We start from the raw sequence: 14,887 nt of genomic DNA, 5'->3' as shown, positions 1-14,887 counted from the left end.
ATTCTCGTTCTATTGAGCTTGGATTAGGAAAATGTAGATGAAAGTTTACTTGGATTGCGACCGGCTTTCACAACCGGGAAGGTATCAAATGGAGCCAATGGACCAGCCCCCACGCTGACACCAAGCAAGATAGCCAAACGCTGTCAGAACCTCTGCACTTTCCAGCAAGTGCAGGAAGCGTCCAAGGAAAAGCTCGAAAATGTAGTAAAGGCGTCTAATAAGCCACTTATCAGGGTTTCTTTCGCTGCCTGGGACTGGCCTGATCAAGTACTGCCAGATGCTCCAGTTTTTCACGAATTTTCAATTCGAGCCCCCGCGGCGTCGGCAGATAATACCTGCGCGGCATCAATGCTTCGGGAAAGTAATCTTCGCCGGCAGCGTAGGCTTCCGGTTCATCGTGGGCATAGCGGTATTGCTCACCGTAACCTAACTCTTTCATCAGCACGGTCGGTGCATTGCGCAAATGCAAAGGCACATCCAGCGAACCACTGCTGGCAACATCCTGCCGAGCAGCCTTGAAAGCTTTGTAGACCGCATTGCTTTTCGGCGCACAAGCGAGGTAGACAATCGCCTGGGCAACCGCCAGCTCACCCTCAGGACTTCCAAGGCGCTCCTGTACATCCCAGGCATTCAGACAAAGACCAAGTGCCCGCGGATCAGCGTTGCCGATATCCTCACTGGCCATTCGTACCACGCGGCGGGCCAGATAAAGCGGGTCACAGCCACCATCCAGCATCCGGGCATACCAGTAGAGCGAGGCGTCCGGATCAGAGCCCCGTACAGACTTGTGCAAAGCGGAAATCTGATCATAGAAAGCTTCGCCTCCCTTATCGAAGCGGCGGCGGGTGTTGCCAAGCAGATCCCTGAGCAGATCCACACTGATTTCACTATTTTTTTCCGTCAGATCGGCAGCGTTTTCCAAGAGGTTGAGCAATCGCCGGCCATCACCATCGGCGGCAGCCAGTAATACGCGCAAACCCTCTTCCGGCAATTTCAGGTTCTGCTCGCCCAAGCCCTTTGGATCGGTCAGAGCACGGAGGGTAAGCTTGCGCAACGCATTTTCATCCAAGTCCTTCAGGACATATACACGTACCCGCGAGAGCAAGGCATTATTCAATTCGAAAGAAGGATTTTCGGTGGTAGCACCGATAAAAATCAGAGTGCCATCCTCGACATAGGGCAAGAAGGCATCTTGCTGTGACTTGTTGAAACGATGGACCTCGTCGATAAACAGAATGGTCTGCCGACCAAACTGAGCCGCCTGTTGCTTGGCGATATCTACAGATTGACGAATCTCTTTGACACCGGCCAATACAGCAGAAAGCGTCTCGAAGTGTGCATTCGAAATACCAGCCAACAAGCGAGCCAGGGTTGTTTTTCCAACGCCTGGTGGTCCCCAGAAAACCATGGAATGCAACACACCCTGCTGCAAGGCTTCACGTAGCGGCCTGCCTGGCGCCAGCAGATGATCCTGGCCTAAATATTCATCGAGACTGAGTGGGCGTAAGCGTGCGGCAAGCGGTTGGGTAACAGGGTCTTGAGGAAAGAGGTCCATGGGAGCCAAAACGCTTCGCAAAATGAGCCAATCAGGAATTATCGAAATCCATTATTCGGAAATCACATCGGTACCGGGTGGAATATTGAAAGTAAAGGTATCGGCCTTGAGCTTCTGATTCATCTTTATGCCGGAAAACAGGATATTGGTTCGCTGGCCGACGCCATCGATCAGTTGCATATCGTTGACCACGCCGTTGCGGAATGTCAGGTGCAGGCTATCGAACAACGTATCCTTGGCCTTGGGCTTCAAGGTGAATTCAATTACTTCGCCTGTCTGCTTGTGACTTACGCTGAAATTCTGGCTGATCGTGGATACATCGCCCGAAAGCAACAGGGCAGGCGTATGGGTCTGACGCTGATCCAGCTTGCGGATAGTAACTTGTTCGAGATCGGGATCGAACAACCAGACTTTTTCGCCATTGGAAACCAGCAACTGTTCCATTGGTTTATCGGTATGCCAGCGAAACTGACCAGGACGCTTCAGAACAAGCTCACCGGAAGTTTCCTGCAATCGAGTACCGCTACCGTCGAGCGATAGCTGGGAAAAGCGCCCAGTCATGGTTTCGGCCTGGCTCAACAATTGAGTAAGGCGCTCGACGGATCCTGCCTGCTGGGCATGCCCCAGCGAAGCAATCGACAACAATACTGGCAACAGCAGCAAACGTAGCAGGAACATAGGGTTTTTCACGAATCAGTCTCGCATAGGAGCCGGCGCAATGACTTCACGCGAGCCGTTGGTATTCATCGAGGTCACCACACCAGCCACTTCCATGGCCTCGATCATCCGCGCGGCCCGGTTGTAACCGATCTTGAGTTTGCGTTGCACCGCCGAGATGGAGGCACGGCGACTTTCGGTAACGAAACGTACTGCTTCGTCATACAGAGGATCTTCTTCACTACCCTCTCCACCATCGCTGCCACCACTATCGAAGCCGCCGGAGGATTCATCCGCGCTGGACAGGATATCTTCGATATAGTCCGGTGCGCCGCGGGCTTTCCAGGCCTCGACGACTCGGTGCACTTCATCATCCGAAACGAAGGCGCCATGAACTCGAATCGGCAGACCGGTTCCTGGCGGTAAATACAACATGTCACCATGCCCAAGCAATTGTTCTGCCCCGCCTTGATCCAGAATCGTCCGCGAGTCGATCTTGCTTGAAACCTGGAAGGCAATCCGAGTAGGAATGTTGGCCTTGATCAGACCAGTAATGACATCCACAGAAGGTCGCTGGGTGGCCAAAATCAGATGGATCCCAGCGGCCCGCGCTTTCTGGGCAATACGTGCGATAAGCTCTTCCACTTTTTTCCCGACAATCATCATCATGTCGGCAAATTCATCGACGATCACCACAATAGTCGGTAATTGCTTCAGCAACGGCGCCTCGTCATCCATACTTTCGCGCCGGTACAGAGGGTCGGTCAAAGGCTGTCCTGCCTCTTCCGCCTCGCTCACTTTGCGGTTGAATCCGGTAAGGTTGCGCACTCCCATTGCCGCCATCAGTTTGTAGCGCCGTTCCATCTCGGCGACGCTCCAACGCAAGGCATTGGCCGCCTCTTTCATATCGGTGACCACCGGACAGAGCAAATGCGGGATACCTTCGTAAATGGATAACTCCAGCATCTTGGGGTCGATCATGATCAGCCTGGCCTCTTCCGGCGTCGACTTGAACAGGATCGAAAGAATCATAGCGTTGACCCCTACCGACTTGCCCGAACCGGTCGTGCCGGCAACAAGCAGATGCGGCATCTTGGCCAGATCGGTGATGATTGGCTGGCCACCAATATCATGGCCCAGAGCTATCGTGATAGAAGACTTTGCTTCGTCATAGGCTTCGGAAGATAGAACCTCCGAGAAATGAACAATCTGCCGATCCTCATTAGGGATTTCGATACCTACAGTGGTTTTACCAGGAATAACTTCCACGACCCGAACACTGATTACTGCAAGAGAACGTGCCAGATCCTTGGCCAGGTTGGAAATACGGCTAACCTTGACGCCTGGTGCCGGCTGGATCTCGAAACGGGTAATAACCGGACCTGGATGAACGCTTTCCACTATAACCTCGACACCAAACTCCTTGAGCTTGATTTCGAGCAGACGGGACATGTTCTCCAATACTTCAGGCGAATACTGCTTCTGCTGTTTTTCAGCGGGATCAAGCAGTGAAAGAGGTGGTAAAGCACCTTCGATATCTATATCGATAGATGGCGCTGATGGCTTTTTATTCCAGAAATTCTTGATAGCCGCGACCGGCCTGGATGTCTCAACCGGCATGGACACTTCGACAGGCTTCGGTACGACAGGAGCAACAACGGTAGCCGCCGGCGGCTGAATGATTGGAGCAGGACGCGGTAGTTCGCGTTCTGGTACAGGTTTGGCCGGTGGCAATGGCAACAGCTCTTCATCTTCGAAGAAAGCGAAATTCTCTTCATCAAAGGTCTCGACCACAGGCTTCCTGGCTCGACCACGTTCTTGTCTGGAAACGACAGGAAGAGGTTCGTCGTCTATCGCCACATCGGCAGCTTTCAATTTTGCAAGCAGTTGCCTGCGTTCGCTCCTGGCCAAACGCCAGCGGCTGAAAAACCCAAAAACCAGCTCGCAAAGATCAAGCGTAAATTTCCCGGTCATATCCATCACTTTGAACCAGGAAATATCGGAAAAGACTGTCAACCCGAACAGAAACAACGTGATGAACAGCAAAGTGCTGCCTTGAATATTGAAAGCATTTTCCGCTAATCGACCGAGGCTCTCTCCCAGAGCCCCACCTGCCGACGCAGACATATGCGGACTAGTGGAGCCAAAATGAATGGTGGCCAACGCAGTTCCGGAAAGAATCAGAAATATCAGTCCGACCAGCCGCCAGGAATACAGCCAGCCATTCCACTGCCATGACTGATGGCGAATACGAAACATCTGCCAAGCTTTGAACATCAGCAATATAGGGAAGAGATAAGCGAAATATCCCAGAGCCATGAAAAGAATATCCGCGAACCATGCCCCTGTCCGCCCAGCAGCATTGTGAACCTGATCGGCCTTGCCAGTATGAGTCCAGCCAGGATCAGCCGGGTCGTAGGATAGCAAAGCCATCCAGAGGTAAGCGCACAAAGCGCTCAGAATGATCAGCGCTCCTTCTTTCAGGCGATACTGCAATTGCTGCTGCCAGTCGAGTGCCGACACGGATGTACTGGGAGAGGACTTCTTCAAAACACGTGCTTCCTGCGTCTTCGACGCTTCAGATCTACTGTCCGGGACTAGGTATTGTACGAGGTTGTCGATTTTACGTCAGGTCGGTTCCCTGCAATTAGGGGTTTACCAGGCTTCGGTGTAGCATACCCGGCAAGTTTGACGAATGCTCGATCAGGGCAAGTTCCATCAGTTTGCGACAAATGGTTATGAGGCTTTTTCAATGAATGAAGTCAAGCATTCTCGACTGATCATCCTCGGTTCGGGCCCCGCCGGCTATACTGCTGCCGTCTACGCAGCTCGCGCCAATCTCAAACCGGTAGTCATTACCGGCATCCAGCCCGGCGGCCAACTGACAACTACAACGGAAGTGGATAATTGGCCTGGCGACACCGAGGGGCTGACTGGACCGGGCCTAATGGAGCGCATGCAGGCGCACGCCGAGCGCTTCGCTACAGAAATCGTTCACGATCACATCCATACAGCCAAGCTGCAGCAACGCCCTTTCGTCCTCGAAGGCGATAGCGCTACCTATACTTGTGACGCACTGATCATTGCCACCGGCGCATCCGCACAATATTTGGGCCTGCCATCGGAAGAGGTTTTCGCAGGACGAGGTGTTTCAGCCTGCGCTACTTGCGACGGATTCTTTTATCGCAATCAGATCGTCGCTGTCATTGGTGGCGGCAATACAGCTGTCGAAGAAGCTTTGTATCTGGCGAACATAGCCAAGGAAGTCCACCTGGTACATCGCCGTGACAAACTGCGCGCCGAAAAAATTCTGCAGGACAAGCTTCGCGAGAAAGTTGCTAGTGGCAATATACGCGTGCACTGGAACCATACGCTCGAAGAAGTACTTGGCGACGCCAGCGGCGTCACTGGAATTCGTCTGAAAAGCACTGGGCATGGACAGGAACAGAAACTCGAGCTGACCGGTGTATTCATTGCCATTGGGCACAAACCGAATAGCGAATTGTTCCACAATCAGCTTGAAATGAAGGATGGCTACCTCAAGATAAAAGGGGGCAGCGAAGGCAACGCCACCGGTACCAGCATAGAAGGCGTGTTTGCCGCAGGTGATATAGCCGATCATGTCTACCGCCAGGCTATTACCTCTGCGGGTGCTGGATGCATGGCGGCATTGGATGCAGAGCGCTACTTGGATGGCATTCTTCCGCACTCCTTATCCTGAAAATCCTATGCTAACTTGGTTAAAATGCAACGACCTACATTTTCCACCGCTGGAAGCAGCCTTGGCCGAACCCAATGGCCTGCTTGCAGCCGGCGGTGATCTGTCTCCAGAGCGACTCATTGCTGCTTACCGGCACGGCTGCTTTCCTTGGTATCAGGAAGGACAGCCGTTGATGTGGTGGTCTCCAGACCCTCGAACTGTCTTGGGCCTTGACGAATTGCATATCTCTCGCAGCCTGAGCAAGCGTATTCGCAGCGGAAGCTACCAAGTCAGTTTTGATCAGTCATTCAGCGAAGTCATTTGCGAATGCGCGGGACCACGTAACTATACCAATGGAACCTGGATAACCGACGCAATGCAAGTCGCCTATCAGCAACTACACGAAATGGGGATAGCGCATTCCGTCGAAGTTTGGCAAGAAGATCGCCTTGTCGGAGGCTTGTATGGTTTGGCGATGGGGCAGCTTTTTTTTGGCGAATCGATGTTCAGCCGAGCTAACGATGCGTCAAAAGTTGGATTCGTAGCCCTGATTGAATACCTAAAGGCGAGAGGTTTTATGCTGGTCGATTGTCAGATGCATACGCAGCATCTGACTAGCTTCGGAGCTCGCTCGATTTCGCGCGGTCAATTCAAGTGTGTACTGAATGAATATCTGGGAAAACCCGGAGAAAGCAACTGGAAGCTTCGTTGAATGAAATGCTTATTACGATCGAATCCGACTTATCATGTCGACGCCAATACGGGCATGGCAGGCTTTCTCTAGTCGTCATCTGCCAGCTGGCTTAAACTGCTTTGGAAAAGGTTCGAGGGTTGACCATGACTTCACTGGCTCGCCTCAAATTTTATGCGACACAGCCGCATGTCTGCAGCTACTTGCCGGACGAGCAAGCTACGACCCTATTTCTGGATCCTAGCCAACCCATGGATACAAATGTCTATGCAAATCTTTCCGAAATAGGTTTTCGGCGAAGTGGCGATCACCTTTATCGGCCTCATTGCCAAAGCTGCACTGCTTGTATTCCAGCCAGGATCCCCTCGGCCAGCCTTGTTCTCAATCGTCAGCAAAAACGCATTCTCAAGCGAAACACCGATCTTCAGGTGAAAGCTGTACGCCCAGTATTCACTGAAGAATATTATTCGCTCTATGCCTACTATATCGAGAAGCGGCATGCTGATGGCGATATGTACCCCCCCAGCAAGGATCAATTCAATACCTTTTTGGTCAGAGAACTGCCATTTTCCTTCTTTTATGAGTTTCGCCATGAAGGAAAACTGCTTGCTGTTTCGGTAACCGATGTTCTGCCGAATGGGCTCTCAGCAGTTTATACCTTTTACGATCCTGACGAGGAGCGTCGCAGCCTTGGTCGCTACGCTATTCTCTGGCAAGTCCGCGAAGCCGCACGCCTCCGCTTGAAAGCTGTATACCTAGGATACTGGATCAAAAATTGCCGCAAGATGAACTACAAGACCGAATATCGCCCTATTGAACTTTTGATCAATCAGCGCTGGATCAAGCTGACCTGAAAAATTGGCCTTGGCTTTTATAATCAGGCAAAATACTGCGCGTTTTTCAAGCCCTGAAAGTAAGCTTGGATAATCATTCGATACCGAGGACCCTACTGCATGTCGAAAGAAGACAGCTTCGAAATGGAAGGTACTGTCGTCGACACCCTACCCAACACCATGTTTCGTGTGGAGTTGGAAAATGGGCACGTCGTTACTGCACATATTTCTGGAAAGATGCGCAAGAACTATATTCGAATTCTTACTGGTGATAAGGTTCGGGTGGAGTTGACCCCCTACGATTTGAGCAAGGGGCGCATAACCTATCGTGCACGCTGATTTGCAGATAATAAAAAGCCCAGCATATGCTGGGCTTTTTATTGGGCTTGTCATATCAGGCCATTTCAGTAGCTGTTTCAAAATCGAAAACCAGATCATCGTCCTTAATATCGATGTGTACCACTCCACCATGCTCTGAAAGATCGCCAAACAGTATTTCTTCAGCCAAAGGCCGCTTGATCTTTTCCTGAATCAATCGAGCCATTGGACGAGCTCCCATCTGGGCATCATAACCTCGCTCGGCCAGCCATCCTCGCGCCACGTTGGTCACCTCCAGCATTACATGCTTGTCTTCAAGCTGAGCCTGCAGCTCAACAAGAAACTTGTCGACAATGCTCTTGATCACCTCATGACTCAAACGACCAAACTGGATGACAGCATCCAACCGATTGCGGAACTCTGGCGTAAAGCTCTTCTTGATTACCTCCATCGCATCCGTGCTGTGATCCTGCTTAGTAAAACCTATTGAAGCACGTGATGCGATTTCAGCGCCCGCATTGGTGGTCATGATCAGGATGATGTTACGAAAATCAGCCTTACGTCCGTTGTTATCGGTCAAAGTGCCGTGATCCATGACCTGTAAAAGCAAATTGAAGACTTCCGGGTGTGCCTTTTCGATTTCATCGAGCAGAAGAACACAATGGGGTGTCTTGGTAACAGCTTCGGTCAGCAATCCCCCTTGGTCGAAACCAACGTATCCAGGAGGAGCACCAATCAGGCGCGACACTGTATGACGCTCCATATACTCGGACATATCGAAGCGAATCAGCTCCACCCCAAGGGCCTTGGAAAGCTGGCGTGCAGCCTCGGTCTTGCCAACGCCGGTAGGACCGGCAAACAAAAAGGACCCAACTGGCTTATCCGGAGCCTTGAGCCCTGCTCTCGACAATTTAATTGCAGTTGCAAGAGAGTCGATTGCTTCGTCCTGGCCAAAGACTGTGAGTTTGAGATCACGCTCCAGATTACGCAGCAGTTCCTTATCTGAACTATTGACGTGTTTTGGTGGGATACGCGCAATTTTCGCTACGATATCCTCGACTTGGGATACATCGATACACTTGGCCCGATCCGCCGCTGGCAACAGACGCTGGAAAGCACCAGCTTCGTCGATTACATCAATGGCCTTGTCTGGCATGTGTCGGTCATTGATATACCGAGAAGCCAGTTCTGCTGCAGCCTGCAAGGATTCATCACTATATTCGATACCATGATGCTGCTCGAAACGAGACTTCAACCCTCTCAAAATACCAATAGTATCTTCTACCGAAGGTTCGACTACGTCGATTTTCTGGAAGCGACGAGCCAAGGCACGATCTTTTTCGAAAATGCCTCTGTATTCTTGAAAGGTAGTGGAACCTATGCAGCGGATTTCACCAGAAGAGAGTAGCGGCTTGAGCAAGTTGGATGCATCCATAACTCCACCTGAAGCAGCTCCAGCACCAATGATCGTGTGTATTTCATCGATGAAAAGAATTGCGTGTGGACGCTTGCGCAGCTCATTCAAGAGAGCTTTAAAACGTTTTTCGAAGTCGCCACGATATTTGGTGCCTGCTAGCAAGGCCCCCATATCCAGAGAATAGACTACGCTTTCCGCAAGCAACTCCGGGACCTGCTTATCGACTATTCGCTTGGCCAACCCTTCGGCAATAGCTGTTTTCCCTACCCCAGCCTCGCCAACCAACAGCGGGTTATTCTTGCGACGACGGGCAAGTACCTGGGTAACGCGTTCGACTTCACGCTCGCGACCAACCAACGGGTCGATACGCCCCTGGCGGGCCTGCTCGTTCAGATTACTGGCATAGGTATCGAGCGGTTGATTTGCGGAAGCGGCTTCATTGTTTTCCTCTTCCTGCACATCAGGCTCGTTGTCAGAGTTGCTGGATTGTCCAGGAACCTTGGAAATTCCATGGGCGATATAGTTGACGACATCAATCCGGGCAACATTCTGCTGTTTCAACAGAAAGACAGCCTGGCTTTCCTGTTCACTGAAGATCGCGACCAGCACATTGGCTCCGGTAACTTCCCGCTTGCCGGAACTCTGAACATGAAATACCGCACGCTGTAGAACGCGCTGGAACCCAAGAGTCGGCTGGGTTTCCCGCTCCTCATCATGTTGAGGAATCAATGGAGTTGTAGATTCAATAAATTCCTGCAGGTCATGGCGTAGCTTATCCAAGCTCGCACCACAGGCACGCAAGACTGTTGCAGCTGCTTCATTGTCGAGTAGAGCCAACAAGAGGTGTTCAACCGTCATGAATTCATGGCGCTTGGTACGTGCCTCTTTGAAAGCCAAATTCAGAGTGACTTCGAGCTCACGGTTCAACATAACCTTCACCTCTTACCCAAGCAGTCGGGTCAACCATCCTTCTCAATTTCGCATAACAACGGATGCTGGCACTCCCTCGCATACTGATTCGCTTGCATTGCCTTGGTTTCAGCAACATCGCGGGTGAACAGGCCACAGACCGCCTTACCTTGAGTGTGAACAGTCAACATGATCTTTGTAGCCACTTCTTTGTCGTGGTTGAAGATACCTTCCAGTACTTCGATCACGAAGTCCATAGGCGTGTAATCATCATTAAACATGACAACACGATACAGAGGAGGTGCCTGAAGGTCTGGCTTGGCCTCTTGCAAAGCCACTCCAGAACCGTCGCTATCCTCGTCTGCATCGGGGCGATCTTGGTTGCATATTAGTCGAATCGGCAAAATCGCACGCATCGCTACAGTATTTTCCATCACAGGAATTATGGGGTCGAATATGAAATATTCAATGTAATGTAAGGTGGGCTAGATAAACCCGACAAGAAGCCTTGACTGAAAGTAACATGATGATACAAACATAGTAACCATCCAGGGCACCTCAATCTGGAGGTCATGTCCAACAGGCGGACATGCTTCATAACTTGATAATTCAGTGGATACCACCCCAGCAATGGGGTCTTTTGCAGAGGGATAACAGCATGCTTAGCGGTAAGGTCAAGTGGTTCAACAACGCCAAGGGCTATGGGTTCATAGTAGCAGATGGCGGGGATGAAGACCTGTTCGCCCATTATTCAGCTATTCAGATGGACGGCTACCGGACTCTGAAAGCTGGGCAGGCGGTCATGTTCGATATTCTGCAGGGACCCAAGGGTCTGCATGCGACGAATATATGTTCGGCAGAGAGTACTAGAGAAACTCCCGCCGTTTCGCAAAGAAGCATGGTGGATGTCTAGAGACAACATACGGTATTCACTTTGGCAATGGCAGCCGATCTTGGCCGGCTGCCATTGTTCAAGTGATCAGGATGGCACCAGGCTCATATCGTCCTATTCGCCTGCAGGCAGAAACTCTTCCTTGAGGATGGCAACCCAACGCTCAAGGCGTTCCTTGGTTTTGCCCGCTTCATTTATTTTGTCGAAAGGCAACCCGACGAATTTCTCATCACGTACAGCAAAAGAGTATTCGTAAGTATAACCATCGGTCGGAAAAGCTCCGACCAGAGTTGCTCCGCGAGCTTTAAACTTGTCGTACAGCACGCCAAGTGCACTGACAAACTGCTCACCATGCGCCTTGTAGTCGCCTGCGCCAAACAAAGCGATAGTCTTGCCTGAAAAATCCGGTTTTTCGTTATCCAGATCCAGTAACGGATCGCGCCAATCGTTCTGCACTTCGCCCGATCCCCAAGTGGAACAACCGAACAACAGGTGGTCGTATTTCAGCATGTCGTCGAAATCGACAAAATCTTCTTCCATATTGTAAAGATCGCAACGATCTTCACCCAACAACTCAGCGAGCTTCTCGGCCACTTTTCCTGTTACGCCAGAACTACTGCCGTAGAAGATACCAATATTTGACATACCTAGTTTCCTTGTGAGGGGGTAACGAAACGCATTGCCTCGGAAGACGAACAAGCGTGGCCAGAAATAATACTGCAACCGATATGAATATTGGACTCGGCCAATACGTCGCGTTAGCTCATCTCATTTTAGTGCCGCCACATAGCGCCACGCCCGCTTCGCCAGCAAGGATCAATCGCTTCGTCTCGGCAACAATACCGAAACCACTGGCGGAAGCGGTAATAGTCGCGCACAGAAAACCGCTTCATACACTCTCAATGGTATCCGTCAGTGCGGATACTCACTGGCCTGGACATCGATGTATTCCGTCGGCTGTGCGACTTCCGCCGGAACACCTGTTTCGGCATTCACCGCTTCGCGAACCTTCTCCAGATTCACATATAGGTTGTGGTCAGCCTCGCTGCGTTTGAGCAAGGCATTGACCGCCTGATTCTGCAGATCCGTCTGAGAGGGATCGTTGGCACGGTTCAGTGGTGCATGTGCTTCCAGATAAAGCAGATTTTGACTACGTCCATACTTGTAAGGCTCGTTGACGATGCGCACCGGCGTACCAACGGGAATCAGGCCGAACAATTCTTCGATATCAAAGTTATACAAACGAAAGCAACCATGACTGGTTTGCGTACCGATACCAAAGCGTTTATTGGAACCATGGATCAGATAACCAGCCAACCCCAGCTGCAACTTGAATGGCCCCAACGGATTATCCGGCCCTGGCGGGACGATCTTTGGTAAAGGATCGCCATCGGCGGCATGCTCTGCACGGATCGATTCTGGTGGATACCAAGCCGGATTGGCGACCTTACCGGCAATCCTAGTAGTCGAAACCGGTGATTCCCAACCTTCGCGACCTATACCGATCGGATAGGTGTAAACCACCGGTTTGTCCTTGGGAAAATAATAGAGGCGATACTCGGCCAGATTGATTACCACGCCTTCACGAGGCCCGGAAGGCAGAATGAAGCGCGTCGGTATCAGGATCTTGGTGCCGACGCCCGGCAGCCAGGGATCGACCTTGGGGTTGGCCGCCAGCATCTCCGTATAGCCCAGATCGTAGACTTCGCCGAGCGAAGCGAACGTATCCTCATACTTGGCATCGATGACCTGGGCTGTGCCGACTAAATCCTCGCCCGGCGGCGGCAGCGGCAGTTCCAGCGCAGCGACCTGACCGGCCAGACATGTTCCGACTAGTAGCAGGATGGAAGAAAGTGCAGCGATACGAGGCGATATCACTTGAACTCCTGCTGAAAGGCTACTCATCAAGCAAACTCCACGATGGATCACGGATAATTTCTACAAACGGTTTTCGATGATCCATTTTACTGCGCTAGAGCTGTTGGGTTGAGGTATTCGCCTGCATTAAGCCAACTGCGTCTAAATTTTACCCATTGAGACGCTTTACTTCCGACGAGACGTTTGTCCGAACAAGATCGATCTGGACTCTGGTGATACCGTAGAATTCTGGTTGACTCGGTTAGCCAGGTCATAAGCTCGGACAGTTGCTGGCCGCACCTTGATGGTTTCAAACCAACGCTTCAGGTGAGGAAAATCGTTGAGATCCTGTTGCTGACTTTGATAAGGCACAATCCAAGGATAGATCGCCATGTCGGCAATACTGTAGTCACCACCGGCAACGAATTCGCGATCCGCCAGGCGCCGATCCAGCACGCCATAGAGCCGATTGGTTTCATCTACGTAGCGCTTGATCGCGTAAGGAATCTTCTCCGGCGCATATTGCACAAAGTGATGATTCTGTCCCGCCATCGGTCCGAGGCCACCCATTTGCCAAAAGAGCCATTGCAGCACTTCGGCACGCTGGTAAATATTGCCGGAAATGAACTGTCCGGTCTTTTCGGCCAAATACAATAGAATTGCGCCAGATTCGAACAAAGATAGCGGCTCTTTGCCTCCAATCGGCTCAAGATCGACTAATGCGGGAATTCGATTATTGGGCGCTATCTTCAGAAAATCAGGATTGAACTGTTCTCCTTTGGAAATATTGACTGGAACCACTTCATAAGGAAGTCCGGTTTCTTCGAGAAAGAGGACCGGCTTGTGGCCATTGGGTGTCGTCCAGTAGAAAAGCTTGAGCATGGCATTCACCTGTTCGATCAGTCGGTGGGTAATACGCAGATTCGATCCTGAAAAGCGTAGAACATCCCTTCTTCGAATAGTCACACTATCGAGCACAACCGACCATTTATCGCCCTATCAATATGAGCATTTCCTATTGCCCACAGCATCGCCAATAGGCTCATCGGTAATGAAGCTTTCAGTCCAAACAAATAACAAAAACTTGATGAAACGTTTCATCAATGTTTTATTAGGCAGCAGTTCTCTCGTTAACAATAATCAGGCAGCTTCCACTGCAAGAGGCTTCGGCATGACGATTTCCGATCTCGATCTGCCCAAAGAAATATGCACCCACGAATTGACCGACGCCACTCGGCTAGCGACGCAGCTGGCCGATGACGTAGCCGGCACCCTGAGCGCTGCTATCGAAGCAAGTGGTGTTGCCAGTCTGCTGGTTTCCGGTGGACGCAGTCCTATCGCCTTCTTCGAAGCTCTATCCAGTCGCCCTCTGGATTGGAGCCACGTCCAGATCGGTCTGGTCGACGAGCGCCGGGTGCCAGTCGACCAAGCAGACAGCAACGAAGCATTGGTGCGTCAATACCTGCTGCGCAACCAAGCAGCAGCGGCAACCTTCGTCGGCCTCTATCGTGAAGCGCCCACTCATGAAGAAGCTGCCCGACTGTCCGGACAGTCGATAAACGAGCTACGCCGTCCTATCGACGTGGTAGTGCTAGGCATGGGTGAAGATGGACATACCGCATCTCTGTTTCCCGGCAATCCCGGCTTGGCCGCTGCACTCGACAGCCAATGCCTGGATTCCTGCGTACCGATGCGAGCACCAGTTGCACCCTATGAGCGCATTAGCCTGAGCTATCCTGTTCTGGCTTCGGCACGTCGCCGCTATCTGGCCATCCAGGGCAGCGCCAAGCTGGAAACCTTGCGTCAGGCCCTGCGTAGCGATCCCCTGCAAATGCCCATTCGTGCGTTTCTGGATCAGCCTCTGGAAATCTACTGGTGCCCTTGACGTAGCCACCCTTGCCAAGCGTTAGTCGTGCAACACCGATAACAAGACGAACAAAGGAAGCCCTTCTCCATGAGTTACTACCAGAATCCGCTCGACGTCACCGGCCTGCCCTCCTGGAAAGCCCTGCACGATCACCGCCAAAGCCTGCACCACTTCAGCATGCGCGAAGCCTT

14 protein-coding genes are annotated in these 14,887 nt (G+C 51.6%); 6 read left to right on the top strand and 8 right to left on the bottom strand.

Going from position 1 to position 14,887, the window contains the following annotated elements; translation table 11 throughout:
• Positions 1-229: 229 nt before the first annotated feature.
• The 3 genes from FHR87_RS11400 to FHR87_RS11390 are packed head-to-tail and all read right to left on the bottom strand — an operon-like array spanning position 230 to position 4,762.
• Positions 230-1,555, bottom strand: coding sequence for a replication-associated recombination protein A (locus tag FHR87_RS11400; protein ID WP_183166857.1), 1,326 nt, complete (start codon positions 1,553-1,555; stop codon positions 230-232).
• A gap of 51 nt (positions 1,556-1,606) precedes the next feature.
• Positions 1,607-2,233, bottom strand: coding sequence for an outer membrane lipoprotein periplasmic chaperone LolA (gene lolA, locus FHR87_RS11395; RefSeq protein ID WP_183166856.1), 627 nt, complete (start codon positions 2,231-2,233; stop codon positions 1,607-1,609).
• 15 nt (positions 2,234-2,248) lie between these two features.
• Complete coding sequence (locus FHR87_RS11390; protein ID WP_183166855.1) at positions 2,249-4,762, bottom strand: DNA translocase FtsK; 2,514 nt, start codon at positions 4,760-4,762, stop codon at positions 2,249-2,251.
• A gap of 202 nt (positions 4,763-4,964) precedes the next feature.
• On the opposite strand from FHR87_RS11390, the gene trxB reads away from it, so the two are divergent.
• The 4 genes from trxB to infA all read left to right on the top strand — a co-directional run bounded on the left by trxB (position 4,965) and on the right by infA (position 7,775).
• The gene (gene trxB / locus FHR87_RS11385) at positions 4,965-5,933 is read left to right on the top strand and encodes a thioredoxin-disulfide reductase (protein ID WP_183166854.1); all 969 of its coding nucleotides are present in this window, start codon (positions 4,965-4,967) and stop codon (positions 5,931-5,933) included.
• Positions 5,934-5,940: 7 nt separating this feature from the next.
• Positions 5,941-6,624 carry a leucyl/phenylalanyl-tRNA--protein transferase gene (gene aat / locus FHR87_RS11380; RefSeq protein WP_183166931.1) on the top strand — a complete coding sequence of 228 codons (684 nt, stop codon included), beginning with the start codon at positions 5,941-5,943 and terminating at the stop codon, positions 6,622-6,624.
• Positions 6,625-6,749: 125 nt separating this feature from the next.
• Positions 6,750-7,457 carry an arginyltransferase gene (locus FHR87_RS11375; protein WP_183166853.1) on the top strand — a complete coding sequence of 236 codons (708 nt, stop codon included), beginning with the start codon at positions 6,750-6,752 and terminating at the stop codon, positions 7,455-7,457.
• Between the two features lie 99 nt (positions 7,458-7,556).
• Complete coding sequence (gene infA, locus FHR87_RS11370; protein WP_002553999.1) at positions 7,557-7,775, top strand: translation initiation factor IF-1; 219 nt, start codon at positions 7,557-7,559, stop codon at positions 7,773-7,775.
• A gap of 55 nt (positions 7,776-7,830) precedes the next feature.
• Here the strand turns inward: infA and clpA are convergent, their stop codons facing one another.
• Positions 7,831-10,101, bottom strand: coding sequence for an ATP-dependent Clp protease ATP-binding subunit ClpA (gene clpA, locus FHR87_RS11365; RefSeq protein WP_183166852.1), 2,271 nt, complete (start codon positions 10,099-10,101; stop codon positions 7,831-7,833).
• Positions 10,102-10,130: 29 nt separating this feature from the next.
• A complete protein-coding gene (clpS, locus tag FHR87_RS11360; RefSeq protein WP_183166851.1) occupies positions 10,131-10,496 on the bottom strand; it encodes an ATP-dependent Clp protease adapter ClpS in 366 nt (121 codons plus the stop codon).
• Positions 10,497-10,738: 242 nt separating this feature from the next.
• Here clpS and cspD point away from each other — a divergent pair, with 242 nt between their 5' ends.
• Positions 10,739-10,993, top strand: a complete 255-nt coding sequence (gene cspD, locus FHR87_RS11355) for a cold shock domain-containing protein CspD (protein ID WP_183166850.1) — start codon at positions 10,739-10,741, stop codon at positions 10,991-10,993.
• 93 nt (positions 10,994-11,086) lie between these two features.
• Here cspD and FHR87_RS11350 read toward each other — a convergent pair whose 3' ends face one another.
• From FHR87_RS11350 to FHR87_RS11340, 3 genes are all read right to left on the bottom strand, one after another.
• Positions 11,087-11,617, bottom strand: coding sequence for a flavodoxin (locus FHR87_RS11350; protein WP_183166849.1), 531 nt, complete (start codon positions 11,615-11,617; stop codon positions 11,087-11,089).
• 267 nt (positions 11,618-11,884) lie between these two features.
• Positions 11,885-12,877 carry a L,D-transpeptidase family protein gene (locus tag FHR87_RS11345; protein WP_183166848.1) on the bottom strand — a complete coding sequence of 331 codons (993 nt, stop codon included), beginning with the start codon at positions 12,875-12,877 and terminating at the stop codon, positions 11,885-11,887.
• Between the two features lie 138 nt (positions 12,878-13,015).
• On the bottom strand, positions 13,016-13,711 hold the full coding sequence (locus tag FHR87_RS11340) for a glutathione binding-like protein (protein ID WP_183166847.1): 696 nt from the start codon (positions 13,709-13,711) through the stop codon (positions 13,016-13,018).
• A 289-nt stretch (positions 13,712-14,000) separates the two neighbouring features.
• On the opposite strand from FHR87_RS11340, the gene pgl reads away from it, so the two are divergent.
• On the top strand, positions 14,001-14,714 hold the full coding sequence (gene pgl / locus FHR87_RS11335) for a 6-phosphogluconolactonase (protein ID WP_183166846.1): 714 nt from the start codon (positions 14,001-14,003) through the stop codon (positions 14,712-14,714).
• Positions 14,715-14,887: the final 173 nt, after the last annotated feature.

The sequence above is a fragment of the Azomonas macrocytogenes genome, from assembly GCF_014191985.1.
In the GTDB taxonomy this organism is placed as follows: Bacteria; Pseudomonadota; Gammaproteobacteria; order Pseudomonadales; family Pseudomonadaceae; genus Azomonas; species Azomonas macrocytogenes.
This window is presented reverse-complemented; position numbering and strand designations above follow the sequence as displayed.

Bases quoted from the DNA above. Each gene is read 5' to 3' on its own strand.
- FHR87_RS11375 (WP_183166853.1), top strand. From the start codon at position 6,750: ATGACTTCACTGGCTCGCCTCAAATTTTATGCGACACAGCCGCATGTC.
- FHR87_RS11340 (WP_183166847.1), bottom strand. From the start codon at position 13,711: ATGCTCAAGCTTTTCTACTGGACGACACCCAATGGCCACAAGCCGGTC.
- clpA (WP_183166852.1), bottom strand. From the start codon at position 10,101: ATGTTGAACCGTGAGCTCGAAGTCACTCTGAATTTGGCTTTCAAAGAG.
- infA (WP_002553999.1), top strand. From the start codon at position 7,557: ATGTCGAAAGAAGACAGCTTCGAAATGGAAGGTACTGTCGTCGACACC.
- trxB (WP_183166854.1), top strand. From the start codon at position 4,965: ATGAATGAAGTCAAGCATTCTCGACTGATCATCCTCGGTTCGGGCCCC.
- FHR87_RS11400 (WP_183166857.1), bottom strand. From the start codon at position 1,555: ATGGACCTCTTTCCTCAAGACCCTGTTACCCAACCGCTTGCCGCACGC.
- clpS (WP_183166851.1), bottom strand. From the start codon at position 10,496: ATGCGTGCGATTTTGCCGATTCGACTAATATGCAACCAAGATCGCCCC.
- FHR87_RS11345 (WP_183166848.1), bottom strand. From the start codon at position 12,877: ATGAGTAGCCTTTCAGCAGGAGTTCAAGTGATATCGCCTCGTATCGCT.
- cspD (WP_183166850.1), top strand. From the start codon at position 10,739: ATGCTTAGCGGTAAGGTCAAGTGGTTCAACAACGCCAAGGGCTATGGG.
- FHR87_RS11350 (WP_183166849.1), bottom strand. From the start codon at position 11,617: ATGTCAAATATTGGTATCTTCTACGGCAGTAGTTCTGGCGTAACAGGA.
- pgl (WP_183166846.1), top strand. From the start codon at position 14,001: ATGACGATTTCCGATCTCGATCTGCCCAAAGAAATATGCACCCACGAA.
- lolA (WP_183166856.1), bottom strand. From the start codon at position 2,233: ATGTTCCTGCTACGTTTGCTGCTGTTGCCAGTATTGTTGTCGATTGCT.
- aat (WP_183166931.1), top strand. From the start codon at position 5,941: ATGCTAACTTGGTTAAAATGCAACGACCTACATTTTCCACCGCTGGAA.